The following is a 24,640-nucleotide window of genomic DNA, read 5'->3' as shown; positions in this document are numbered from 1 at the left end:
ACCGATGACGACCACCCCGGACACGGCGACAGGGACCGCGCGGGCGACCGAGTACCCGCTGCGCCGCAAGAAGCTGCGGCACAGCCAGGGCTTCCTCGCCTTCTGGCTGCTCGCGCCCGCCCTGCTCGCCGTGTTCGGGGTGATCATCTATCCGACGCTGCGCACCCTGCTCATCTCGTTCTTCCAGGTCGACTCGGCGCTGGCGACGTCGACGCCCTTCGTCGGGCTGCGCAACTACGTCGACGTGCTGACGGCGCACGGCTTCTGGTCGGCCGCCGGCCGCACGCTGTACTTCACGGTCGTGTCGACGTCGTTCGAGCTCGTCCTCGGCCTCGTCGTCGCCGGGCTGCTCAACGCGCGGTTCCGCGGCCGGTGGCTGTTCCGCACGATCGTCGTCATCCCGTGGGCGCTGCCGACGATCGTCAACGCGGCCATGTGGAAGGGGATCTTCAACGCGCAGTACGGCTCGCTCAACGCGCTGCTGACGCAGCTGCACCTCATCCGCGACTACCACGAGTGGCTCGGCGACCCGAACACGGCCCTCAACATGGTGATCCTCGCGGACGTGTGGAAGATGACCCCGCTGGTGGCGTTCTTCCTGCTGGCGGGCCTGACCTCGATCCCCACCGAGCTCTACGAGGCCGCGCGGATCGACCGGGCGAGCTGGCCGCAGGTGTTCCGCTCGATCGTGCTGCCGATGCTCGTGCCGTCGATCTCGATCGTCCTGGTGCTGCGCACCATCGACGCGTTCAAGGTGTTCGACATCATCTACGCGATGACGCGCGGCGGTCCGGTGAACTCGACCCAGACCATCGCGTTCTACGCCTACACCACGGCGTTCTCCGACCAGCAGTTCGGCCTGGGGTCGGCCCTCTCGTACGTCATCGTGCTCGCGATCCTCGGGCTGACGACGATCTACCTGCGCCTGCTGCGGCGATCGGAGATGAGCCTGCTGTGAAGACCCGCCGGCGTCGCTACACGGTGCTCGTCTACACCGGCGTCACCGTCGTCTCGGCCGTGATCCTCGCGCCGTTCCTCTGGATGGTGCTGGCGAGCGTCACGCCGCAGCGCATCCTCATCGCGCGGCCGCTGCGCTGGATCCCCGACCAGCTCGACTGGAGCCGGTACGAGCAGATCTTCCGGGGCGGTGCCCGCTCGGTCGGGGAGACCTTCCGCGCCGCCATGGTGAACTCGCTCGTCGTCGCGTCCGTCACGGTCGCGCTCGCGATGGTCGTCGGGACGCTCGGCGCCTACGCGTTCGCGCGGCTGCGGTTCCGGTTCCGGGGCGGCGTCCTGATGCTCTTCCTCGCCAGCTACATGCTGCCCCAGATCGCGCTGCTGATCCCGCTCTACCTGATCCTCAGCTCGGTGGGGCTGCTGGACAACCGGCTGGGCCTGATCCTCGTCGACCTGGCCCTCGTCGTGCCGTTCGTCCTGTGGATCCTGTCGAACTACTTCCTGACGATCCCGGAGGAGCTCGAGGACGCGGCGCGCGTCGACGGCACGACGAGGCTCGGCGCGCTGTGGCGCATCGTGCTGCCGTCCGCCCGGCCCGGCCTGTTCGCCGCGATCATGTTCGCGTTCCTGCTCGCCTGGGACGAGTTCATGTACGCCCTGATCTTCACGTCGACGAACGCCTCCAAGACGCTGCCCGTGGCGATCTCCGAGTTCTCCGGGCGGTACACCACCGACTTCGGGCTGGTGGCGGCGGGTGGCTTCCTGGCCGCGCTGCCCGCGCTCGTCGTCGCCATCGCGTTCCAGCGCTACGTGGTCAGCGGGCTGAGCACGGGCGCGGTCAAGGGCTGAGCCGGATCCGGATGGAGGAGGACGAATGAGCTACCGCGCGGACTACGTCGAGGCGGTGCGGTCGCAACCCGGGCTGCTGGCTGCGGCGCTGCAGCGGCTGACGCGCGACGTCGCGGCGGCGCGGCTGACGCCGTGGCGGGCGGGGGAGACGATCGGGCTGGTCGCGATGGGCGCCTCGTCGAACTCCGGCTGGGTGCTCGGGCCGGTGCTCGCGCGCGCGGGGCTGCGGTTCGCCAACCTGACGGCGTCGGAGGTGGACGCGACGCCCGGCGGCTTCCAGCCGGCCGACCACTACGTGCTGGTGTCGGAGTCCGGGCGCAGCCCGGAGCCGATCGCCGCTGGCGCGGGGCTGACCGTCGGCGAGCGGATCGTCGTCAGCAACTTCCCGGAGGCGCAGATCACCGCCGTGACGGACGCCGCCCTCGGCCTGGGCGGGTTCTCGGACTCACCGGTCTACACGGTCGGGTACACGGCGACGCTGCTCGCGTACGCGGTGCTGCTCGCGGACCGGGGCGTGGCGGCCGACGAGCCGTCCGCGATCCCCACGGCCGTCGCCGCCGCGCTGGCGCGGTACGACGAGGCCGGCCGCGCCGTCGGCGACCTGTGGGCGGCCGCGAGCAACGTCGACGTCGTCGGCTCGGGGGAGTCGTTCGCGGCCGTGACCGAGGCCGCGCTCATGGTGCGCGAGGGGCTGCGCACGCCCGCCGCCGCGTGGGACGCAGGCCAGTACGCGCACGGGCCGATCGAGGTCGCCGGGCCGGGGACGTGCGTCGTGCTCGTGGGCGACCGGCGCGAGCTTGCGCTGGTCACGCCGCTGCTGGAGCACGGGGCCGACGTCGTCGTCGTCACCGCCGAGCCCGACCGGGTGCCGTCGGCGGGCCACCCGCGCCTGGTCGTCGTCCCCGTGCCGGCCGGGCTCGGTCCGCTGGCGCGCGCGGCGGCGGAGGTCGTCGTCGCGCAGCTGGCCCTCGCGCGGGCGATCGAGCACAAGCCGTTCCCGATCTCCGAGTTCCTCTACCACGACCTCGACACGAAGCTCGAGGAGGTCCCCGCCCCCTGAGGAGCGGTGCGCCTCAGCCGCGCTCGACGAGCCGCACCACCGGGATGACGCGGTCCGTCTTCCGCTCGTAGGAGGCGAACCGGGGCACCGCCTGGACGATCTGCGCCCAAGCAGCCTCGCGCTCCGGGCCGTGCAGCTCCTCCGCCGTCACCGCGACCGTGCGCCCCTGCACCTCGATCTCCACCTCGTCGGGATGCGCCGCCAGGTTGAGGTACCAGGCCGGATGCCCCGCCGCGCCGTTGGCCGAGGCGGCGACGAGCCACGAGGCGCCGGTGCCCGGGAACCAGGCCACCGGGGTGGCGTGCTCGTGGCCCGTCTTGCGTCCGACCGTGTGCAGGATCAGCAGGTCCATGCCCATCGTCCGGCCTCCCGCGCGGCGCACGCGGCCGACGGACATCCGGTTGACGAGGCGGAGGACGGGGCCGCGCGGCTGCCGCGTGCCGTGGGTGCCGGGGGGCGTCGTGAAGCTCACGACCACAGCCTGCGGTCAGCGCGCGTCCATCGCACCCCGAGACCGGCTACCGGCCGACGATCTCCGCGAGCTCGACCAGGCGGTTCGAGAAGCCCCACTCGTTGTCGTACCAGGCGAGGACCTTCACCTGGTTCCCGACCGCCTCCGTCAGCGGGGCGTCGAAGATCGCGCTGTGCGGGTTCCCGACGATGTCGGCCGAGACGATCGGCGCGGTCGAGTACTCCAGGTACCGCCCGAGCTCGTCGGACGCCGCCGCGGCGCGGAACGCCTCGTTGACGTCCGCCACCGAGGCCGGCCTCGTCAGCACGGCGGTGAGGTCGGTGATGGACCCCACCGGGACCGGCACGCGAAGCGCGAAGCCGGTGAGCCGGCCGTCGAGCTCGGGGATGATCCTGCCGATGGTCCGGGCGGCGCCCGACGAGGTCGGGATGGTGGACATCGCCGCGGCGCGGGCGCGCCGCAGGTCGGAGTGCGGGGCGTCGTGCAGCCGCTGGTCGCTGGTGTAGGCGTGGATCGTCGTCATGAGCCCGGACTCGACGCCGAAGGCGTCGTGGAGCACCTTGGCCATGGGCGCCAGGCAGTTCGTGGTGCACGAGCCGTTGGAGAACACGTCGTGAGCCGCGACGTCGATGGCGTCGGTGTTCACCCCGAGGACGATCGCCGGCACGTCGCCCTTCGCGGGCGCCGAGACGATCACCTTGCGCGCGCCGCCCGCCAGGTGCAGGCGCGCGCTGTCGGCGTCCGTGAAGCGACCGGTGGACTCGATGACGACGTCGGCGCCGACCTCGCCCCAGGGGATGAGCGCGGGGTCGCGCTGCGCGAAGACCCGCAGCGAGTGCTCGCCGACGACGATCGACTCGCCCTCCACCCGCACGCCGTCCAGGTGACCGGAGATTGAGTCCCACTCCAGCAGCGTGGCCAGGGTGGTGACGTCGGTGATGTCGTTGACCGCGACCACCTCGACGTCGGCGCCGCTCGCCAGCGCGGCGCGCAGCACGCTGCGGCCGATCCGCCCGAACCCGTTGATGCCTACCCGAACCGTCATGAGCACTCCTCGATCGATGGTGTGGTGCGTGGCTGGGGTCGGGCCGCAGCGGCCCGGGCGGCCTCGAGGAGCGCGACCGCGCCGCGCACGGCCGCGTCCATCGGTGCCTGGGAGCCCTTCGCGCGGGCGAGGACGTAACCGCCCTGCAGCACCGCGGACAGCGTCAGGGCGAGGTCGCCGGGCACCGTGCTCGCCGGCAGCTCGCCGGCGGCGACCGCCTCGGTGATCGCCTGCGTCCAGCGGGCGGCGACGGTGTCGAAGGCGCCGGCGACGAGGGCGAGGAGCTCCGGGTCCTGGACCACCTGCGGGTCCTGGGTCATGCGACCGACCCGGCACCCCTTGGTCCCCGGGCGGGGCTGCGCCAGGTAGCGCTCGATGCGCTCGACCGGCGTCCCCTCGCCCGCCAGCACGCCGGACTCGGCGATCAGCGTGTCGATCGCGCCACGGAAGGCCGCCACCGCCAGCTCGTGCTTGCCGGAGAAGTGGTGGTACATGCTGCCCTGCCCCACGCCGGCCCGCGCCATCACCTCGTTCGGGCTCGTCGCGGCGTACCCGCGCTCCCACAGCAACGCGGCCATCGCGTCGGTCAGGCGCTCGCGGGTGCTCACGAGCCGACTGTACCTACTAGTAGGTACAGTCGGCTACGCCTCAGGCGTCGTTCCCTGTGTCGATCACGCGGCTCGGTGCACGGACCAGTCGCCCGGGCCGGCCATGGAGATCGGTACCGGGACGGGCGTGTAGACGGCCTCGCGGCCGATCTCCCGCGCCAGCTGCCAGAGCCGACCGTCGTCGGGGTCGTCGCCCCAGACGACGACGAGACGGCCGGCTGGCCGGCCGTCGACAGACGGAACGGTGAGGCGGGTCGGGGCGCCAGGGCCCCCGTTGCGCAGGATCGCGCTGTACGTGGCCACACCATCGGCCGGAACCTCGTCCCCGCGGACCGCCACGGTGACGACCTCGGTGCGCTCGATGACGCTCATGAGATGTCCTTTCGACTCGTTGACAATCACAGGATACATCTGGGATACAAGATGTACTCACGTGGTGAGTGGGACGGTCGGCGCAGGCTGCCGCCGTCAGGGAGGCCCGCGAAGGGAGACCGGCGATGCCCGAGACTGCGGTCGAGCCGAGCACGACGATGCGTGGCGTGAGCGCCGCCCAAGGTGCCTACGAGTACGCCCGCTCCAGGATCATGTCGGGCGAGCTGGCTCCCGGTTCGATGCTCAGCGAGAACGAGCTCGCGCGGCGCATCGGGGTCAGCAGGACCCCGGTGCGCGCGGCGCTGCTTCGTCTGCAGGGTGAGGGCTGGATCACCGTCTACCCCCGCCAGGGTGCGCTGGTGCGCGAGATCGGGGCCCAGGAGGCGGTCGACATCTTCGGTGCGCGCCTGCTGCTGGAGGTCTCCGGCGTCCGCGGGCTCGGCCCGGCGGGCCGCGCTGCGCTCGCGGCCGAGCTCGTCCCCGCCTTGGTGGAGCAAGAGGAGGTCGTGGGACGGGGCGACCTCGCAGGCTTCGTCGCGCTCGACGTGCGGATGCATCGCCGGTTCGTCGAGGGTGCGCGCAACGCGCTGCTGCTCGACCTGTACGACCGGCTCCGCGAGCGGCAGGCGTTCATCGTCGCGCGGAGCCTCGCCTCGCCCGGGCGCACCGCGGCCATCGTGGCCGAGCACCGCGAGCTTGTGGACCTGATCGCCGCGGACGACGTCGACGGCTTCGAGCGGCTGCTCGACGAGCACCTGCGGCGGACCCACGAGGTCTGGAGCCGCCTGGTCGGCCGGCCGGGAGCGCCGGCCGAGGCCTGACGAGCGGCCCGGGTCTCGCGTCGCCGCCATCGGCGCGCCGTCGCGGCCGGAAGCCCTCGGGCGGCGTGATGACGGTCCCCGGTGCGATAGTGAACGATGTGTCGTGAACTATCACGATCGAGAGGAGACGGACATGCATCACCACACCGGTGGATACCTCGGTCCCGATCTCGGCAGCTTCGCGCGCAGCTTCGCGGGCTTCGGCATGGGCGGACCGGGCTACGGGTACCAGGGACGCGTGCGGCGGGGGGACATCCGCCCCGCGGTGCTGCGGGTGCTGGCCGACGAGCCGATGCACGGCTACCAGGTCATCCAGGAGATCTCCCGGCGCAGCGGGGGAACGTGGAACCCCAGCGCCGGCTCCGTGTACCCCACGCTGCAGATGCTCGCCGACGAAGGTCTGGTCGTCGCGAAGGAGACCAGCGGCAAGAGGGTCTTCTCGCTCACCGAGGCCGGCCAGGCGGCGGTGGCGGACCTGGCCGACGAGCCGGCGCCGTGGGACCTGGCGGCCGCCAGCTCCGACCTGAGTGGTCATGCGGCGCTCCGCCAAGCCGGCGGGCGACTGGCCGCGGCGGTGCTGCAGATCGCGAAGTCCGGCGACAAGACTCAGATCATGTCGACCATCGAGATCCTCGACGCCGCGCGCAAGCAGGTCTACACCCTGCTCGCCCAGGACTGAGACGTGACGGAGCCCCCTCGGCTACGCGCACGCTACCGGCGGATCGTCACGTTCTTCGCCGGTGTGATGGCGAGGTTCATCCTCTGGGAGATCGTCCTGCCCAGGATCGGGCTGGGCCGGTGGTCGAACGGCAACCGGAGCGCCCGGAACCGTCGCACCGCGGTGCGGTTCCGGGCGCTCGCGCTGTCGATGGGCGGCCTGATGATCAAGGTGGGCCAGTTCCTCTCGGCACGTCTGGACGTGCTGCCGGCCGAGATCACCGACGAGCTGGCAGGCCTGCAGGACGAGGTGCCACCGGCCGCCTTTGCGGACATCCGGCGGCGCGCCGAGGAGGAGCTGGGACGCACGTTGGCCGAGGCTTTCCAGAGCTTCGACGAGACGCCGATGGCCGCCGCGTCGCTGGGGCAGGCGCACCGGGCGGTGCTGTGGGACGCCGATGCGGCGGAGACCGGCTTCGCGCAGGTCGTCGTCAAGGTGCAGCGACCGGAGATCGAGCAGATCGTCGCCGTCGACCTCGCTGCCCTGCGCCGCGTGGGCGGCTGGCTGACCCGGTACCGACCGGTCAGCAGCCGGGCCGATGTCCCGGCGCTGGTGGAGGAGTTCGCGGCCACCACGCTGGAGGAGATCGACTACACGGCCGAGGCTCGCAACGCCGAGCACTTCCGCTGGGTGTTCGAGAACGACGACCAGGTCGTGGTGCCGCGGGTTGCCTGGGAGCACTCACGGCTGCGGGTCCTCACGCTCGAGGACGTCTCGGCGATCCGGCTCGGCGACTACGAGGCGATCACCGCGGCCGGCATCGATCGCGTGCGGGTCGCCGAGAAGCTGGTGGAGACCTACCTGCAGCAGATCTTCGAGGACGGCGTGTTTCACGCCGACCCGCACCCGGGCAACCTCTTCGTCGCGCCTGTCGAGGGACGGGCCGGCGAGTTCCGGCTGACGTTCATCGACTTCGGCATGGTGGGACGGGTGCCCGACACGCTCCGCTCGTCGCTGCGGGAGGCGTTGATCGCGGTGGGTACCCAGGACTCGGCGCGCCTGGTCAGCGCCTTCGCGTCCATGGGCGTGCTGCTGCCCACCGCCGACACCAAGCTCCTGGACCTGGCCGTGGCTCAGGTGTTCGACCGCTTCGGCGGCATGGCGATGAGCGACCTGCGCACCATCAGCCACAAGGAGATGCGGGACATCGGCCTGCAGTTCCGCGAGCTGCTGGTGAGCATGCCGTTCCAGCTGCCGGAGAACCTCCTGCTGCTCGGTCGGACGCTGGCGGTCCTGTCGGGCATGTGCACCGGCCTGAACCCCGAGTTCAACCTGTGGACGTCGATCACCCCGTACGCCGCCACCCTGGTCTCCGACGAGGGTGGGAGAGGCGGACTGTGGAGCACCGTCGCCGCCGAGGGCACCAAGATCGTGCAGTCGCTGGTGGCCCTTCCCGGGCGTGTGGACCGCATCCTGACCCTCGTCGAACGCGGCGACCTGTCGGTGAAGACGCCCATGCTCGACCTTCGCATCCGCGCGCTGGACCGCTCGGTGCGACGGATCCCGATGGCCATCGTCTTCGCGGCGCTCCTGCTGGCCGGGGCGGTGCTCTACCCGGCCGAGCCGACGCTCGCCAAGGTGCTGATGGCCGTCTCGGTCCTGCCGCTGATCGGCACGCTGCGCCGCGGGCCGCGGCACCGGTAGCGCCGGTTCGCGGCGCTCCAGCGTGGCGCCGCTGCCTCACTCCTCGGCTTCCAGCCGGTCCTGCCGTCTCATCTCGGCACCGGGGGCCCGGTCCAGTGCGGCTTGGATGAGCTCGTCGACGTTCTCGACGACATCCGCCGGAAGGTAGGTCCTCGCGCCGCGTGTCTCGCCGTCGGACTCGCGAGTGACCATGACGCTGACGAGCGCACCGAACGGGCCGGTGGTCGTCCCTCCCGGCAGCACGTCGATCGACTCGACGTCGCCGACGGGGATCCGCACGGCGCCTCCGCGCACACCTTCCAGCACGACCTCCGCGGTCGTGATCCGCAGCCGCGTAGGGCTCATCGCCCCGCGCCACCACGCGGCGTAGGCGACGTCGCAGACCACCACCACAGCCCCGGCGATGAGGTACGCGACGAGTCCTGCGCCGGAGGCGACGGCCGCCGCGAATGGGACCACCGCGATGATCGCCAGGATCATCGCCAGCCGGCCACGCAGCCACCCGGGATCAGCCCGCAGCTCGTACAGCACGTCCCCGCCGACCGGACGACCCGCCGGATCGAAGGGCTCCCAGGGCTTGCTCATGTGTCCATCCCACCCATTCCTTGACGAGTCGGGGGTTGAGACGCTCGGCATCCAACTGAACAGCGGCGACCACGACCGCGGCAGCCGTGCCGACAACAACCGTGCCCGCGGGGGCCCGGTCGATGGTGCTGATCTTGCCCGCGGACATGGCCGGCGTGCGGCCCGTACGGCAGTCGGGTTCGTTCGCCGCCCGCCAAGGCGCCGCGACCCCGGCGTGCAGCAGCGTGCGGCGATCGGATGGTCAGGGCGATCGGACGGTGGCCGCCGGCTCGCCGTCGGTGCGCGCCGGGGGCAGGGGGTGCCGGTCACATGTCCCGGAGACGACGAAACCCCCTCACCTGCGTTCTGACCGGCCCGGGGCTCCGCCTGCCTGACGGCGCAGCACGTCGGTCCGCTCCAGCAGCTCGGCGCGGTCGATCTCGCCGCGGGCGTACCGGGCGCGGACCAGCTCCACCGCGAGGTCGTCCGTCACGGGGCGCCCGGCGGGCTGCAGGGCGTGGCGCAGCATCCGCAGCGCGACGGGGATCGCCGCGGCCCAGAAGAGCAGGTAGGCCGCCATCGACACCACGCCCAGAACCCGTGAGTCGTGCCGGGCCAGCAGCGCGGCGCTGTGCTCGTAGAACGGGTGCATCACTCCGCCTCTCTACCGGTCCACGTCGACGTCGGCACCGGGCGTTCCGTCAGCCGGCGAGCCAGCCACCACGCGGCACCACGCCGGCCCCGATCCGGGGCCGCCCAGGACACGCTCCGGACCTCGTCGGGCGTGGCGGCTGCCCGCTCGTCGTGCTCCCGCAGCAGCTGCGCCCACAGGGGCTCGATCAGCCGGTAGGTCACCTGTCGTTCGAGGTCATGGAACACGTCGTACCCGCGGGGCGTGAGCCGCAGCGTGCCGTGGTCCGGGACGACGAGCCCGCAGGCCCGTGCCGCGGCCGTCGCCAAGCGCGCCGGCAGGAGGCCCGCGGGACCGTAGGCGCTGCGCAGCACACCCTCGTCGAGAGCACCGGCGTAGGCCTGCCAGAACGCCTCGTAGGCTGCACCGCCGCCGTCCCCGAGGTGGAACCGCCGCGCCACCGGCAACCGACCTGCGTCGACCGCAGCGCGGTACGGCGCCAGCCCGAAGTGGTTCACCAGCAGGTCCCGGCCTGTGACCGAGCCGGCACCGGCGCCCATGCCGAGGAACCGGCGGCGCGTGATCGACGTGTACGCCTCGGCGCCGCTCCGCGCGAACGTCCACACCGACCGGCGTTCGTAGCCGCTGCGCCGCGCGATGCGATCCACCTCGGCCAGCACCGCGTGCTCCCGGCGCCGCGCGTGCCGGCCGGTGCCGAACGGTGTGTAGCCGAACCGCATCAGCGGGTACGTGGACACCTGGGCCACGCCGGCGGCGAAGCACTCGGCCGCGTCCTCGAGGAACGCCGCCGTCCACGGGTCGGTGCCAGGCCCCTCCAGTGCGACGTCGACGATGAGGTCGACGTCCACGACCGCGAACCGGCCCACGGCGGCGGCCACCGCCGCACGGGACGCGGCCGCGTCGTGCGGCCGTCCCAGCCGGCGCAGCACGGGGTCGTGGAACGACTGCGCACCGATGCTCACCGCGTCGAAGCCGGCGTCGGCGAGCCGGTCGAGCCCGGCCGGGGTGGCGTGGGTGGGCAGCACCTCGACCGCACGCCGGCCCGTGACCGGGAGGCGGTCGACGAGGTCGTTCAGGATCTCCGGGAAGAGCGTCGGCGTCCCGCCGCCGACGTACAGGGAGGTGAACGGCCCGAACGCTCGCAGGTGGGCGTCGGCCACCGCGTCGACCTCCTGCCGGAACGCCGTCAGGTACGGCCGGCTCAGCTCGTCTGACGTCAGGACCTTGTTGTACGGGCAGAACGGGCAGATCCACGAGCAGAAGGGGATGTGCACGTAGGCGCCCGCGGGCACGTCGAGCAGCCCGACGACGTCCGTAGCGCCCCGCAACGACGTCGCCGCGACCATGCGAAATCACCTCCCGCTCGTGGGCGTCGGGCGCCGCGACTCGCGACGCCGTTGCCGTGTCCTCACGCCGTCCGGTGCCCGCCCTTCCGGGCGGCACGGCGCCGCCCGACCAGCACCGCCGCGGCGGTCCCCCCGAGCAGCACCAGCCCGGCCGCGAGGAACGTCAGCGCCGGTCCCAGGGTCCGGTTGCCCACCAGCACCACCGCGAAGAACACGGCACCGACCGCACCGACCACCCACGGCCATACGGGGTCCTTGAGGTAGGTCAGCACGGCGGCGACCGCCACCACCCCGAGCAGGGCGGCCGCGAGCGGTTCACCGCGGCCGGCGGTGGTCATCGCACCGATCACCGTCGCCGCCAGGCCCAGCGCCACGCCCAGCTCCCGGTGGGCCAGCCGCCGCGATGCACCCCACGCCCACCCGGCGCCGAACGCCAGCAGCAGGCCGCCACGCAGGAGGTCCACGGCCGCCCAGTCGAAGGTGCCGCCCGGCCCCTCCTGCGCCGGGGCCGGCATCGCGGCATCAGGCGCGGAGACCATCAGCGCCGCACCGGCGACGAACAACGCGAGCTCGGCCAGCACGCTCGGTGCAACCAGCACCACGCCGGCCATCAGCACCCCAGCGACGGCGGCCGCCGCGACCAGGTTCCAGCGTCCGTCCGTGACGACGAACGCGGTGGTTGCCGTCGCGAGCGCGACACCGAGCGTCAGCACCACGCTGCCGGAGCGGCGCCGCACGGCGTGGCCTGGGGGTGCCGCACCACCGTGGGCTCGCACCGGCCAGGCGACGACGACGCCGGCGGCGAGCGCGACCGCCGTCAGACCGGCGGCGAGCAGCAGCTGCATGCCGCGGCTCATGGTCGTCCACTGCTGCTGCACCACCACGCCGACGGCGGCGAGCACGAAGGCGCTGCCGAGGTAGACCGCCGCCTCGAGCAGCCTGTCCCGCCATGAAGGCGCCGTCGGCGCGGTCGGTGTCACCCCCTGCACAGGCACCGGCGCGGGAGGCACCCCGGGGGCCTGGGCCGTGGGCGGGTGGCCGGCGCCGGCGACTGCCGCCAGCACTGCGTCGGCCTGCGCCCCGGTGAGCGTGCCGTCGGACACCAGCCGGCCGAGGGCGGTGGTCAGCAGGTCGCGCGGAGCGGGGCTGCCGGAGGGGTCGAGGGCCGGTCCGGCCGGGGGAACGGGTGTCGTCGTCATCGCTGACTCCCTGCTCACGCATCACGCGAGTCCTGCTCCCAGGCTCCTCCCCTGGAGTGGGAACGCAAGCCCGCCGCGGGTGAGCCCCCGCTCAGAACGCCCGATCGGCCGCCTCGGCGCTCGACGGCTCCACGAGCGCCTCGTCGATCGGCTCCAGCTACGCCGCCTCGCTCCGGCGCACCGGCGCCAGGGGCAGCAGGGCGTCGGCCGGTACGACCGAGGCCCTCCCGCTCTGCTGAGCGAAAGGGCCTCTGACGTGCTACATCATGAGTAGCGGGGGCAGGATTTGAACCTGCGACCTCTGGGTTATGAGCCCAGCGAGCTACCGAGCTGCTCCACCCCGCGTCGGCTGGTACAGGTTACGTCACGCAGGCGCTGGTCCCAAATCCGCGGATGGAGAGCATGCCCTGGGCGCCGGTCACGGGAACGCAAACCGCCTGGTGGCAGCCCCGCCGAGGGCGGTCGGACGGGCCGATCGACCCGCTCGGAGCCGGTGCCGTCGGGACGGGCCTCGAGCCGCCCGGCATGCTGCTACGTTCGCAGGCGCGACCTCGCCCGCCGCTCGGCGGTCCGCACGCGCGCCGACGACGAAGGAGCACGATGCCGCGCACGGCCCTGGTCCTGGTGGGCCACCACCCGTTCACCGACCCCTGGCACGACGACGCCGCGGTGGGCCATCTCGTGGCCCTGGAGCTCGCCCGGGCCGGGCTCGACCCGGTCCTGCGCGGCACGATGCCGTGGGCGCTCGACGAATTCGACCCGGCCGACCTCGCCCTGCTCGTCGTGAAGGCGGCACCGGGCACGCCGGACGACGGCACGTTCGACGCCTTCGACGAGCGTCTGACGGCGATCGTGGCCGCGGGCGTCCCGATCCTCGCGCTGCACCAGGGCTCCGGCGCGTTCCGCGGCGCGTACGCCGCGGCGGTCGGCGGCCGGTGGGGAGCGCACTCGTGGCACCCACCGCTCGGCGACACGGCCTTCCGCGCCGCGGACGACGAGCACCCGGTCAGCGCCGGCCTGGCGCCGTTCACGGCGTACGACGAGGGCTACGCGGGCCTCGACCTGGACGAGGGGATCCGGCCGCTGGTCGTCGTCGAGCATGACGGGGTCCCGTTCCCGGTGGTGTGGCAGGGGCCCGGCCCGTCCCGTGTGCTCGTCGACACCCTCGGCCACGACGCCCGGTCGTTCGCGTCGGAGGGCCGCACGGACCTGCTGCGCCGCGAGATCGCCTGGCTCACGGCCTGAGCTCGCCCGACGAACGGCCCGCACGAGATCACTCGGACGGGCCGTTCGTGGAGGTGGTGGAGGCTCAGGCCTCCGGCTCGTCGTCCGACGTTGCGGCGGGCGTGCCCGGCTGCTCGCCGGCGAGGACCAGGTAGAGGTCCTTGCGGGCGCGGTCGAGCACGACGAGCGCGCGCGCGACCTGCGCCTCGTCGCCGGTCTGGGCGACCTGCATGCTCGCGCCCATGAGCCCGCGCACGGCCTCGCGCAGCGCCCAGCGGGACTTCGGGGTGCGGGCGTTGGCGTCGGCGAACGGGTCGCCGAGCTCGTCGGCGTGGGCCGTGACGTACGCCTGGCCGGCCTCCGAGAGGCTCGCCAGCCGGCGGCCGCCCTCGGCGGCGATGGTGACGAGACCTTCGTCCTCGAGCATCGACAGCGCGGGGTAGACCGCGCCCGGGCTCGCGGTCCAGGCGCCGTCGGTCCGCTCCGCGATCTCGCGGATCAGGTCGTAGCCGTGGCGCGGCTGCTCGGCGAGGAGCAGCAGGATCGCGGCCCGGATGTCGCCGCGCCCGGCGCGCCGGCCGTGCCGGAAGCCGCGCCCCTGCATGGCCTCGAAGGCCGCCTCGGGTCCGCCCGGGCCGAAGGGGCCCTCCGGCCCGAAGCCGGGACCGAACGGCGGCCCGCCGGCGAAGCGGCCACGGCCGCCCCGGGGGCCGGGGCCGGCGGGCTGGTCGCGGAAGCGGCGTCGCTGCTCCTCGGGGACCGGGCCGCAGGGCGGCCCTCCGACGAAGGGTCCGCGACGGCCCTCGCGAGGGCCGAACCACGGGCCGACGAAGGGGTCGTGGTGGGCGTGCGTGCGGGCGTCCTCGAACGGATGCGGGTCGCGGTGGTGGTGATGGTGGTGCGTGGTCATGGTGTGCTCCTGCATGTGGGGTCCCGGTGCCCGGGACGGTGAGGCGCGATGCGCCGTCCGGGAGTCGTCATCTCCACCGGACGGCGTAACGATATATCGAAGACATATCGTTGGCAAGTGGGGTGACGATGGCGCTCGGCCGTGCTCCCACGCCGCTCCCGGCCCGGCCCCGGAACGCGCCGTGGGGCCCGGCCGTCCGGCCGGGCCCCACGGGGAACCGCTCGCGGGCGGCCGTCGCCGCCCTTCGTCGTGCTGCCTAGGCGCCGAACCACTCGTGGACGCGGCCGATGATCGCCTTCTCGAACAGGTCGTCGGAGTGCCGGTCGCGCAGCCACCGCGCGAGGCTCCCGCCCGCGGCCTCGTCGATCTCCTTCCAGCACGACGCGGGGTCGCTCACGGCGCGCGTGAGCTGGTCCTCGGCCTCGGCCGGCGTGCGGTAGAAGAACGGGTAGTCGACCGGCAGCAGCGCGTGCGCCCACGGCAGGTCGGGGAACACCCCGACCGCCCCGGCCGCCAGCGCCTCGACGTACTCGAGGCCGTACGACTCCTCGGTCGCCGTGGCGAGGAACGCCGTGGTGCGCGACAGCGCCTCCCAGTAGGAGTCGCGGGTCGCGGTGAGCGGCCCCACCCACATCCAGTCGCGGTGCGACATGCGCATCGCGAGCTCGGACACCAGGTGCGACTCGTGCAGCCGTGCCTCGACGCGGATGGGCGTCTTGTCGTGGACGCGCTCGACCACCTCGAGGAACATCCGCGGCTGCTTGCGCTCGGAGACGTAGATCGCGGGGTAGAGCACCAGCGGGGTCGTCGGCTCCTGGCGGGGGCGGACGTGGTCCAGCCGGAAGCCCAGGTTGACCCACGCGATCTTCGCCTTCTCGGCGAGCTCGGACACCGTGTACCGCGACACCACCTCGCGCACCTCGGTCGCGGTGCGCTCGGAGTTGGCGAAGGTGGGGAACAGGGCGCAGGACAACGCCAGCGCGGACTGCTCCACGGTCTCCGGGTAGGTCGTCGTCGGCCACCAGACGAAGTTCATCAGCCGCGGCTCGGCGCCGGCGGGTCGCAGGGTGCGCCACACGTCGACGGAGTCGAGCACGTCCATGTTGATGACCACGGTGGTCACCGGGTCGACGAACTCCAGCGGGATGAGGTCGAAGCCCTCGCACCGGCGGGGCCCGGGGCCGATGAGCTCGGCCCCGGGGAACACCCGCAGCAGGCGGCGGACGAGCGTCGACCCCGCGTCGTGCCCGACGACGTGCCCGTCGCCGTCGACGAGCGCGGCGTCGTGCTTGATCGCGATCCGCCGGGCGCTCATCGCGCTGCGCTCTTCTCCGCGTCGTTGTTCACGGCGTCGACCTCCGCGGGGTCACCGGACTGCGAGACGACCCCCACGGGCCGCCGATCGGCGGCCGGCACGATCGGGTCCGATGCCGGGGGCTCCTCGACAGTGTCCTCCAGCGACGCGCGGATGCGCATGCCGTAGAACGAGCGCCACACGAAGTAGGCCGACACGGCGAGGAACACGCCGGAGAAGACCTTGACGAGCGTCCCGTTGCCACCGGACGTCAGGCTGACGGCCAGCTCGACGGCCAGGAGGCCGAAGAGCGTCGTGAACTTGATGACGGGGTTGAGCGCGACCGACGAGGTGTCCTTGTACGGGTCGCCGACGGTGTCGCCGACGATCGTCGCGTCGTGCAGCGCCGTGCCCTTGGCGTGCAGGTCGACCTCGACGACCTTCTTCGCGTTGTCCCAGGCGCCGCCGGCGTTCGCCATGAAGATCGCCTGGTAGAGGCCGAAGACGGCGATCGAGACGAGGTAGCCGATGAAGAAGTACGGCTCGAGGAAGGCGAAGCACAGGGTGCCGAAGAACACCGCGAGGAACATGTTGAGCATGCCCTGCTGCGCGTACTGCGTGCAGATCTCGACGACCTTGCGGGAGTCCCTCTCGCTCGCCCTGGTGGCCGTCGCGTCGAGCTTGATGTGCTCCTTGATGAACTCGACCGCACGGTACGAGCCCGTCGTGACGGCCTGGATCGAGGCGCCGGTGAACCAGTAGATCATCGCGCCGCCCGTGATGAGGCCGAGCAGGAATGGCGGGTGCAGCAGCGACAGGTTGCCGACGTTCTCGGTGAGGCGGTTCGTCAGCGCCATGATGATCGAGAAGATCATGGTGGTGGCGCCGACGACGGCGGTGCCGATGAGCACCGGCTTGGCGGACGCCTTGAACGTGTTCCCGGCGCCGTCGTTCTCTTCCAGCATCTGCTTGGCCGAGTCCCACTTGACGTCGATGCCGAACTCCTTCTTCAGCTCGGCGTCGATGTCCGGGACCTCTTCGATGAGCGAGAGCTCGTAGACGCTCTGTGCGTTGTCCGTCACCGGGCCGTAGGAGTCGACCGCGATGGTCACCGGGCCCATGCCGAGGAAGCCGAACGCGACCAGCCCGAAGGCGAACACCGCCGGCGCGACCATGAGGGTCGAGGGAACCATCTCACTGATGAGGAACGCGCCGCTCATGAGCGCGACGATCGTCAGGCCCAGCCAGTAGCCGGAGAAGTTGCCGGCGACCAGGCCGGACAGGATGTTGAGCGACGGCCCGCCCTCGCGCGAGGACTTGACGACCTCGCGGACGTGCTTGCTCTTGGTCGACGTGAACACCTTGACCAGCTCGGGGATGATCGCGCCGGCCAGCGTGCCGAGGGAGATGATGACGGCGAACTTCCACCACACGCCTGCGGCGTCGCCCGTGAGGTTGCCGAGGACGTACCAGGTGGTGACGAACGTCAGGACGATGGACACCCCGCTGGTCAGCCACACGAGCTGGGTGAGCGGCGCCTCGAAGTTCATCCGTGTGGCCTTGGCGTACCGGGCCCGCACGATCGCGTCGTTGACCAGGTACGACAGGGCCGAGGCGACGAGCATGACCGCACGGACCGCGAAGATCCAGACGAGCAGCGTGGCCTGGACGGTGCCGGAGGACACGGCCAGCAGGATGAACGTGATGAGCGCGACGCCGGTGACTCCGTAGGTCTCGAAGCCGTCGGCCGACGGGCCGACCGAGTCGCCCGCGTTGTCGCCCGTGCAGTCGGCGATCACGCCGGGGTTGCGGGCGTCGTCCTCCTTGATCTTGAAGACGATCTTCATGAGGTCGGAACCGACGTCGGCGATCTTCGTGAAGATGCCGCCCGCGATGCGGAGCACGGACGCGCCGAGGGACTCGCCGATGGCGAAGCCGATGAAGCAGGCGCCGGCGATGTCGACGGGCAGGAACAGCAGGATGACGAGCATCATGAGCAGCTCGGTGCTGATGAGCACCATGCCGACGGACATGCCGGACTTCATCGGGATGCGGTGCACCGGGACGGGGTCACCGGCGAGCGACGCGTGCGCCGTGCGCGAGTTGGCGAACGTGTTGACGCGCATGCCGAACCAGGCCACGCCGTAGGAGCCCGCCATGCCGAGGAGGCTGAAGGCGATGATGATCGCCACGCGGCCCCAGCTGAAGTGCTGCAGCGCCTTGTAGTAGACGACGATCACCGCGGCGATGAACACCCACAGCGTCAGCAGGAACTTGCCCTGCTGCGTCAGGTAGGACTTGCACGTCGCGTAGATGAGCTCGGAGATCTCCTTCATCGACGTGTGCACCGGCAGCTTGCGCAGCTGCGTGAACACCATGACGCCGAAGCCGAGCCCGAGCACGCACAGGACGAGGCCGATGATGAGGAGGAGGCGGCCGGAGGCCCCTCCGACGACGTGGACGACCGAGAGATCCGGCAGGACGAGGTTGGCCTCGCCGCCGGAAGAATCGCCGGCCGACTGGGGGAAGAGGCTGGAGAACAACGCGATGTTCGTCATCGTTCCGATCCCGGGTGAAAGCGACCTTGCTTGTCGGAACCACGTTATGAGGGGGGTTCCGCACCGGGACGTGACCAATGACCCACCGAATTGAGATCCACGTCACATGGCGCGGGCCGGCCCCTCGGTGCCTCTGATCACGGCCTTCGCCGCCTCGGTGAGCAGGAGGACGACGACGGCGGCACCCGCCGCCAGCGCCCAGTCGCGCACCCCGAGGGGCGTCGACGAGAACCACGCGTGCATGAACGGCGCGTAGACGAACACGAGCTGCAGCGCCACGAGCGCGCCGCACGCGATCCAGACGAGCCGGTTGCCCCGCAGCACGCGCGGCGTCAGGCTCGACGATCCCAGGAAGCGGCAGCTGAACAGGAACGTCAGCTGGGCGACGGCCAGGACGGTCACCGCGGCGGTCTGCGACGTGCCGGCGCTGGCGCCGAGGCGACCGTCGAGCAGGTACACCCCGAGGGTCGCGCCGCCGATGAGCAGCGACGCCACGATGATGAGCGCCAGCAGCCGAGGCGTGACGACGTGCGAGCCTGCGGGACGCGGCGGCCGCGACATGATGCCGCGCTCAGCCGGCTCGCCCGCCAGGGCGAGCGACAGCGTGACCGCGGTGACGAGGTTGACCCACAGGATCTGCACGGGCTGGAGGGGCAGCGCGAGGCCGGCGAGCACCGCGACGAGGATGACGAGCGACTGCGCCCCGTTCGTCGGCAGCAGGAAGACGACGGACTTGCGGATGTTGTCGTAGATCCGCCGCCCTTCCTCCACCGCGCGCTCGATGGTGGCGAAGTTGTCGTCGGCCAGGACGATGTCGGCCGCCTCCTTCGTCGCCTCCGTGCCCTTGATCCCCATGGCCACGCCGACGTCCGCGCGCGTGAGGGCGGGCGCGTCGTTGACGCCGTCGCCGGTCATCGCGACCACCTGGCCGTGCGACTGCAGCGCGCGGACGATGCGGATCTTGTGCTCCGGGGAGGTCCGGGCGAAGACGGCCACCTCCAGCACGTGGCGGCGCAGCTCGTCCTGCGTCATCGCCTCGAGCTCGGCACCGGTGACCACCCTGGTGCCGTCCGGCCCGACGATGCCCAGCTCGCGCGCGATCGCCTCGGCGGTGCCGGCGTGGTCGCCGGTGATCATCGTCACGTGGATGCCCGCGGCGTGGCAGTCCGCGATCGCCTGGACCGCCTCCGGTCGTGGCGGGTCGACGATCCCGACGAGGCCGAGCAGCTCCAGCTCGTCGCCCACCGCCGCGAGCGAGAGCCCGTCCTCGCCGGGCGCCGGCCGCCGCGCGGCGGCGAGCACGCGCAGGCCGCGGCCGCCGAGGTCGTCGACGACCGCGTCCCACCGGGCCCGGTCCAGCGGGGCCGCGACCCCGCCGCGCAGCTCGGTCGTCGCGCGGTCGAGGAGCCGGTCCGGCGCGCCGACCACGTGCACCGCGCGCACGCCGTCGTGCTCGTCGAGCGTCGCGGAGAGCTTGTTCGACGACTCGAAGGGCACCTGTGCCAGCCGCACCACCCGGTCGGCGTCGGCGCCGGCCTTGCGGGCCAGCGCGACGAGGGCACCCTCGGTCGGTTGCCCGACGACCGTCCAGCGGCCGCCCGACTCGACGAGCCGGGCGTCGGCGCACGCGAGGAACGCGAGCGTCATGGCGGCCAGGTCGTCGTGCTCGCGCAGCGGCGCGGGCGCGCCGTCGAGGAGCACCCGCCCGGTGGGCTCGTAGCCGAGCCCCTCGACCGTGTAGGTGGCACCGCCGGTGACGACCGTGCTCGCGGTCATCTCGTTCTTGGTCAGGGTGCCGGTCTTGTCCGAGCAGATCGTCGTCACCGAGCCGAGCCCCTCGACGGCCGGAAGCCGCCGGGTGATCGCGTGGCGGCGCGCCATCTGCTGCACGCCGAGCGCCAGCGTGATGGTGACGAGCGCCGGGAGGCCCTCGGGCACCGCGGCGACGGCGAAGCCGATGGCGGCCGAGACCAGCTCGTCGAGCGCGAACGCGTGCACCACCCGGCCGATGACCAGCATCACGGCCGCCATGCCGAGGATGGTCAGCGACAGCTGCTTGCCGAGCCGGGCGAGCTGCCGGGTCAGGGGTGTCTCCAGGTGCTGGCCGGCCCCGGTGACGAGCGCCTGGATGCGCCCGATCTCGGTGCCGGCGCCCGTCGCCGTGACCACCGCCACCCCGCGGCCCGCCGCGACGATCGTGCCGGAGAACAGCATCGACGTGCGGTCGCCGACGCCCGCGTCGGCGGCCACCGCGGCGACATCCTTGGCCGCGGGGAGCGACTCGCCGGTCAGGGCGGCCTCGTCGACCTGCAGCGTGACCGCCTCGAGGAGCCGGACGTCGGCCGGCACTCGGTCGCCGGACCGCACCCGGACCACGTCCCCGGGGACCACGGACTGCGCGTCGACGTGCTGCCACGCGCCGTCGCGCAGCGCCTGGGCGTCGACCGAGAGCATCGTCGCGATCCCCGCGAGCGCGCTGGCCGCGCGGCCCTCCTGGACGTAGCCGACGAGGGCATTGACCACGGCGACGACGAGGATGACGGCGAAGTCCACCCACTCCCCGAGGATCGCCTTGAGCACGGCCGCGGCGAGCAGGATGTAGATGAGCACGTCGTCGAAGTGCGCCAGGAACCGCAGCACGGGGTGCCGGCGCGGCGGCTCGGGCAGCCGGTTGGGCCCCACCTCCGCCAGGCGGCGTGCGGCGTCGTCCGACGACAGCCCCCGCTCGTTCGACCCGAGCGCGGCGAGCACCTCCCCGGGCGGCGCCGCGTACGGGACGACCGGTGACTGCGCGACCGTGCTCATCCGAGGCCCCCGTCCGGACAGGTGAGGTGCGCACCAGCCTCGCCGGTGCGCGCCCCACCCGCCACAGGGATCAGATGTAGAGCGGGGTCAGCATCTCGTAGTCGTCGACGGTCGCGTCGTCGAGCACGGCCTCGATGATCTGGCGGCCCAGCGGGTCGAGCTCGTCGGTGAGGAACTGCGTGAGCTCGTGCTTGAAGAAGCCGGCGAGGATCGCCGCCCCCGCGTCGTACGCCTCGACGCCGACCTGCGACTGGTGCTCGGGCGACAGGAGTGTGGGGCGGATCTGCTGGCCGTCGATCTTGACCTCGCGCGGGCGGTAGCCGAACAGCGGGCAACGCGCCGGTGCCAGCTCCTCGCGGCGGATGCGTCCACCACCGCGCCGGGCGAGGTACTCGCGGGTCAGCCACTCGGCCGCGAAGCCGACCTTGTAGGCGCCGATGTGCTGGTTGGGGATGAGCACGTAGCGCGTGTGGTCGTTCGCGACCAGCTGCGACAGCAGGAGGTTCGCCGAGCCGACCTTGGTGTTGGTCGAGAACGGCCAGTAGGAGCCGACGCCCTCGGCGACGAGGCCGCCGTGCGCCAGCGCCGTGCTCTCGGCCCGGGACTCGCCGATCGACGGGTTCTTGTCGCCGCGCGGGGCGATGAGCCGCCACACCCACGCCAGGCTCGGCGGGATGATGTGCATCATCCCCATGATCCCGTAGTTGGGCTTCTCCCTCGTCGACGCGGGCATGCGCACGCCGAACGTGCGGACGTCGACCTCCTTGGGCTCCGCGATGACGTGGCGGATGAACCGCCGGGGGACGATCACGCGCGGGTTGGGGCAGCGCTTGCCGTTGGAGTCGAGCGTGTGCTCCCACGGCAGCACCGTCGAGTCGGGCACGCCGTCCAGCGAGAGGAAGACGAGCGGCTCCTCGGGGTGGATGATCACGCGCTCGAAGGCCGGGTCCTCGCCGTAGCTCGTCATGCCGTCGACCCGGACGAACCACCCGGCCTCGGCGTCGGAGACGACGAGCTTGTGGTTGTTCCGCTGGACGGCCGGGTGGCACAGCGTCATGTCGTCGGTGACCGGCGCCAGCGCGCTCGTCTCGCCGAGCGTGAGGTGGTACGGCTCGTTGGTCACGACGTTGGTGCCGACGAGGATGCGGCCGTCCTCCTCGCGGCGGATCTCCTGCGTCATCTCCGACTTGCCACCGCCCGAGGCGCCCTCGTGCATGATGACGGTCTCGTTCTCGTACGGCGTCGTCACCTGCACGCTCGACGCGTGGGCCGTGATCCAGCCCTCCTGCTCGCCGATGTCCAGGAGCACCGAGAACACGCCCTTCTTGGCGCTCGGCCCGGGGTACACGTTGTAGGCGAACACCTCGTGCAGCGTCTCGGTGCGGTCGTGGACGACGACCTGGCGGCCGCCGAACTCGGTGTGCCGGAACGGTGGCGCGAGGTAGAGGATCGAGCGCGGCGTGAACGGGCCGATCTCCTCGAACGTCACCCAGCCCTGCAGGTCGACGAGGATGAGCGCGAAGAACGCGGCATTGGCCGGCACCACCGCCAGCGACGGGTACCCGAACGACGGGCCGCCGGCCTTGAACGGCACCACGACGAGCTCCTGGGTGCCCAGCCAGTCGAGCGTCTTCTGCTTGACCGGGGCGAAGTCGGCGCCGTACACGTCGCGGTAGCGCGGCTTGTCGGTCGGCCGGTCGTCCGCGATGCGCATGCAGTCGGGGTCGCGGCGCCGCATGTAGTCCTCGGGGTAGTTCACGGCGATGCCGTTGCGGCAGCGGGTCACCGTCGCCTCGGGGACGGCGGTGCCGTCGACGTCGTACTCCACCGTGAACACGGGTCCCCCGGCGGGGCCGAGCGCGAGCGCGTACAGGTCCGCGCGCGACTCGGGGACGATCAGCCGCGGGCTCGCCTCGAGCGCGGCGCGCACCGCCTGCGGCAGGTTGACCTCGGACAGCGGCGTGGAGGTGGTGAGGCTCACGGCGGCTCCTTCGACGAGGTCGGCAGCCCGTCGCGGCCGCAGCCGTCCAGGGCGCCGGCACTGGCGATGCGGTTCCATTGAACGGCATGTGACGTGGCATGACGCTACGAACAGTGGGACGAGAATTCGTGGGACCTTCGGGCTCGCCGCGTCGCCCGGTGACCACCAGGTGGTCATCCGGCGGTCAGGGCGTGGTCAACGTCCAGGTCAGCGGCGCGTCCCGCCGATGGCACTCACCCGCGTGGGGCGGGCGGCTGAGCGGCGGGGCCGGACGGTGGGAGGCCGGGACCGGGGGGCGGGGGAGCGGCGGGCCAGCCCGGAGCGCCCACGGGCGCGCCGGCCACGGCGGCGCGGGCGGGCCGGCGCCGCCGGTACCACCGGCGCGACCAGACGAGGACGGGGACGAGCACCGCGGCGACGACCAGCCACGGCAGCAGCACGCCGAGCACCATGGAGGCGCCCCGCAGCGCCGCGAGCAACGAGTGCCAGCCCACCCCGAGACCGTCCAGGAACGTCCGAGGTTCGGGGGCCTGGATCGCCGGGGCGCCGGGCGCGGTCAGCGACACGGCGAGGGTCGACATCGCGACCTGGTCGGCCAGGGAGGCGCGCTGACCCTGCAGCTGCTCCAGCTCCGCCTGCCGCTGCGACAGCGCCTGCTCCGTGGACAGCAGCTCGGTCGTGGTCGACGTGTGCTGCAGGAACCCCTGGACCCGGTCGACCGAGGCCTGCGCCGCCGTGATGCGGGCGTCGAGGTCGACCACCGTCCCGGTGACGTCCTGCGTCTTCTCCGTGTAGCGGCTGACCTTGCCCAGGGCGCCCAGCTCCGTGACGGCCTCCTCGAGGGACGCGGCGGGCACCCGGATCGTCATCGACGCGGAGCCGGCCTCGCTCCCGGTGCCGGCGGTCTGGTCGCGCTGGTCGACGCGCCCGCCGAGCCGTTCGGCGACGCTCGCGACCCGGTCGGCCGCCGCGACCGGGTCGTCCACCGTGAGGTACAGCTCGCCGTTCTTCACCACCTGACGGGCCGCCGCGGGCGAGCCCGCGGCCCCGGTCGCGCCCGCGGCGGGCCGGGCGGCCGTGTCGCCGGCACCGCCGCCCTGGGCGAGCCCGCCCTGCTGCGGTGCCGAGCCCGCGGAGCTCGAGCCGCTGGACGAGGAGCAGCCCGCGACCAGCGCGCCGAGCAGGGCCGCGGCCGCGAGGGCCGCCCCGATCCGGCGGCGCTGCCGGTGCGGTGGGACACAGGTGCAGGTGGGACCGGCGGTCGTCATGCGGGGACGGTAGGCCCAAGGGGTGTCCTCGCGTGGCCGTTTCACCCCGATCGTGACGGGCTCGTGACCGCATCGGGTCCCGCGGCGTCGACGGTGCGGGTCGGTGGCCCGCGGCGGGCGCGGCTTCGCCGGGACTTCGCCAGTTCATGACGAACGCATGGGATTGGGTGGGCCGATCGGGGTGCCCTCATGACGATCTCGTGCTACAACTGTGACATCGGGCCGTAGCGGTGCGGCCCGTGAGCAGAAGAGGGGCGGCGAGAGCCGTCCCGCCCGTTCCGGGTTCAGGAGCC

General features: G+C 72.4%; 21 protein-coding genes and 1 tRNA gene. 7 read left to right on the top strand and 15 right to left on the bottom strand.

Going from position 1 to position 24,640, the window contains the following annotated elements; all coding sequences use genetic code 11:
- Window positions 1–4 precede the first annotated feature (4 nt).
- The 3 genes from BGO37_RS04135 to BGO37_RS04125 are packed head-to-tail and all read left to right on the top strand — an operon-like array spanning window position 5 to window position 2,866.
- Window positions 5–958: a carbohydrate ABC transporter permease gene (locus BGO37_RS04135; protein ID WP_291752555.1), complete on the top strand. Its 954-nt coding sequence runs from the start codon at window positions 5–7 to the stop codon at window positions 956–958.
- Complete coding sequence (locus BGO37_RS04130; RefSeq protein ID WP_291752553.1) at window positions 955–1,806, top strand: carbohydrate ABC transporter permease; 852 nt, start codon at window positions 955–957, stop codon at window positions 1,804–1,806. The genes BGO37_RS04135 and BGO37_RS04130 overlap by 4 nt, the downstream gene beginning before the upstream one ends.
- Window positions 1,807–1,831: 25 nt before the next feature.
- A complete protein-coding gene (locus BGO37_RS04125; protein ID WP_291752551.1) occupies window positions 1,832–2,866 on the top strand; it encodes an SIS domain-containing protein in 1,035 nt (344 codons plus the stop codon).
- A gap of 13 nt (window positions 2,867–2,879) precedes the next feature.
- Here the strand turns inward: BGO37_RS04125 and BGO37_RS04120 are convergent, their stop codons facing one another.
- The 4 genes from BGO37_RS04120 to BGO37_RS04105 form a co-directional block, all read right to left on the bottom strand.
- Window positions 2,880–3,338: a nitroreductase/quinone reductase family protein gene (locus tag BGO37_RS04120; protein ID WP_291752550.1), complete on the bottom strand. Its 459-nt coding sequence runs from the start codon at window positions 3,336–3,338 to the stop codon at window positions 2,880–2,882.
- Window positions 3,339–3,384: 46 nt separating this feature from the next.
- Window positions 3,385–4,383 (bottom strand): type I glyceraldehyde-3-phosphate dehydrogenase, encoded by a 999-nt coding sequence (gene gap, locus BGO37_RS04115; protein ID WP_291752548.1) that lies wholly within the window; start codon window positions 4,381–4,383, stop codon window positions 3,385–3,387.
- Window positions 4,380–4,991: a TetR/AcrR family transcriptional regulator gene (locus BGO37_RS04110; RefSeq protein WP_291752547.1), complete on the bottom strand. Its 612-nt coding sequence runs from the start codon at window positions 4,989–4,991 to the stop codon at window positions 4,380–4,382. Before BGO37_RS04110 ends, gap begins: the two co-directional genes overlap by 4 nt.
- 63 nt (window positions 4,992–5,054) lie before the next feature.
- Window positions 5,055–5,363 (bottom strand): hypothetical protein, encoded by a 309-nt coding sequence (locus BGO37_RS04105; RefSeq protein ID WP_291752545.1) that lies wholly within the window; start codon window positions 5,361–5,363, stop codon window positions 5,055–5,057.
- A gap of 125 nt (window positions 5,364–5,488) precedes the next feature.
- Between BGO37_RS04105 and BGO37_RS04100 the strand changes: the two genes are divergently transcribed.
- The 3 genes from BGO37_RS04100 (at window position 5,489) to BGO37_RS04090 (ending at window position 8,546) form a co-directional block, all read left to right on the top strand.
- A complete protein-coding gene (locus BGO37_RS04100; RefSeq protein ID WP_291752543.1) occupies window positions 5,489–6,184 on the top strand; it encodes a GntR family transcriptional regulator in 696 nt (231 codons plus the stop codon).
- A 133-nt stretch (window positions 6,185–6,317) separates the two neighbouring features.
- On the top strand, window positions 6,318–6,863 hold the full coding sequence (locus BGO37_RS04095; RefSeq protein WP_291752541.1) for a PadR family transcriptional regulator: 546 nt from the start codon (window positions 6,318–6,320) through the stop codon (window positions 6,861–6,863).
- 3 nt (window positions 6,864–6,866) lie between these two features.
- Window positions 6,867–8,546: an ABC1 kinase family protein gene (locus BGO37_RS04090; RefSeq protein WP_367188084.1), complete on the top strand. Its 1,680-nt coding sequence runs from the start codon at window positions 6,867–6,869 to the stop codon at window positions 8,544–8,546.
- A gap of 36 nt (window positions 8,547–8,582) precedes the next feature.
- Here the strand turns inward: BGO37_RS04090 and BGO37_RS04085 are convergent, their stop codons facing one another.
- The 5 genes from BGO37_RS04085 to BGO37_RS04065 all read right to left on the bottom strand — a co-directional run bounded on the left by BGO37_RS04085 (window position 8,583) and on the right by BGO37_RS04065 (window position 12,652).
- A complete protein-coding gene (locus BGO37_RS04085; RefSeq protein WP_291752540.1) occupies window positions 8,583–9,131 on the bottom strand; it encodes a hypothetical protein in 549 nt (182 codons plus the stop codon).
- Between the two features lie 334 nt (window positions 9,132–9,465).
- A complete protein-coding gene (locus BGO37_RS04080; protein WP_291752539.1) occupies window positions 9,466–9,762 on the bottom strand; it encodes a hypothetical protein in 297 nt (98 codons plus the stop codon).
- Window positions 9,762–11,108 carry a radical SAM protein gene (locus BGO37_RS04075; protein ID WP_291752538.1) on the bottom strand — a complete coding sequence of 449 codons (1,347 nt, stop codon included), beginning with the start codon at window positions 11,106–11,108 and terminating at the stop codon, window positions 9,762–9,764. Before BGO37_RS04075 ends, BGO37_RS04080 begins: the two co-directional genes overlap by 1 nt.
- Before the next feature lie 62 nt (window positions 11,109–11,170).
- The gene (locus BGO37_RS04070) at window positions 11,171–12,307 is read right to left on the bottom strand and encodes a hypothetical protein (RefSeq protein WP_291752537.1); all 1,137 of its coding nucleotides are present in this window, start codon (window positions 12,305–12,307) and stop codon (window positions 11,171–11,173) included.
- Window positions 12,308–12,578: 271 nt separating this feature from the next.
- A tRNA-Met gene (locus BGO37_RS04065) sits at window positions 12,579–12,652 on the bottom strand.
- 255 nt (window positions 12,653–12,907) lie between these two features.
- Between BGO37_RS04065 and BGO37_RS04060 the strand changes: the two genes are divergently transcribed.
- Window positions 12,908–13,552 carry a ThuA domain-containing protein gene (locus tag BGO37_RS04060; RefSeq protein ID WP_291752536.1) on the top strand — a complete coding sequence of 215 codons (645 nt, stop codon included), beginning with the start codon at window positions 12,908–12,910 and terminating at the stop codon, window positions 13,550–13,552.
- 64 nt (window positions 13,553–13,616) lie between these two features.
- Here the strand turns inward: BGO37_RS04060 and BGO37_RS04055 are convergent, their stop codons facing one another.
- The 6 genes from BGO37_RS04055 to BGO37_RS04030 all read right to left on the bottom strand — a co-directional run bounded on the left by BGO37_RS04055 (window position 13,617) and on the right by BGO37_RS04030 (window position 24,347).
- On the bottom strand, window positions 13,617–14,441 hold the full coding sequence (locus BGO37_RS04055; protein WP_291752535.1) for a PadR family transcriptional regulator: 825 nt from the start codon (window positions 14,439–14,441) through the stop codon (window positions 13,617–13,619).
- Between the two features lie 256 nt (window positions 14,442–14,697).
- On the bottom strand, window positions 14,698–15,756 hold the full coding sequence (locus BGO37_RS04050; protein ID WP_291752534.1) for a glycosyltransferase family 1 protein: 1,059 nt from the start codon (window positions 15,754–15,756) through the stop codon (window positions 14,698–14,700).
- Window positions 15,753–18,293, bottom strand: a complete 2,541-nt coding sequence (locus BGO37_RS04045) for a sodium-translocating pyrophosphatase (protein WP_291752532.1) — start codon at window positions 18,291–18,293, stop codon at window positions 15,753–15,755. Before BGO37_RS04045 ends, BGO37_RS04050 begins: the two co-directional genes overlap by 4 nt.
- A gap of 102 nt (window positions 18,294–18,395) precedes the next feature.
- On the bottom strand, window positions 18,396–21,098 hold the full coding sequence (locus tag BGO37_RS04040) for an HAD-IC family P-type ATPase (protein WP_291752531.1): 2,703 nt from the start codon (window positions 21,096–21,098) through the stop codon (window positions 18,396–18,398).
- A gap of 70 nt (window positions 21,099–21,168) precedes the next feature.
- Window positions 21,169–23,079 carry a DUF4914 family protein gene (locus tag BGO37_RS04035; RefSeq protein ID WP_291752530.1) on the bottom strand — a complete coding sequence of 637 codons (1,911 nt, stop codon included), beginning with the start codon at window positions 23,077–23,079 and terminating at the stop codon, window positions 21,169–21,171.
- 233 nt (window positions 23,080–23,312) lie between these two features.
- Window positions 23,313–24,347 carry a DUF4349 domain-containing protein gene (locus BGO37_RS04030; protein WP_291752529.1) on the bottom strand — a complete coding sequence of 345 codons (1,035 nt, stop codon included), beginning with the start codon at window positions 24,345–24,347 and terminating at the stop codon, window positions 23,313–23,315.
- Window positions 24,348–24,640: the final 293 nt, after the last annotated feature.

The sequence above is a fragment of the Cellulomonas sp. 73-92 genome, assembly GCF_001898175.1.
In the GTDB taxonomy this organism is placed as follows: Bacteria; Actinomycetota; Actinomycetes; order Actinomycetales; family Cellulomonadaceae; genus Cellulomonas.
Note: the sequence above shows the minus strand (reverse complement) of the source record. Positions and strands in the feature narration are given on the sequence as shown.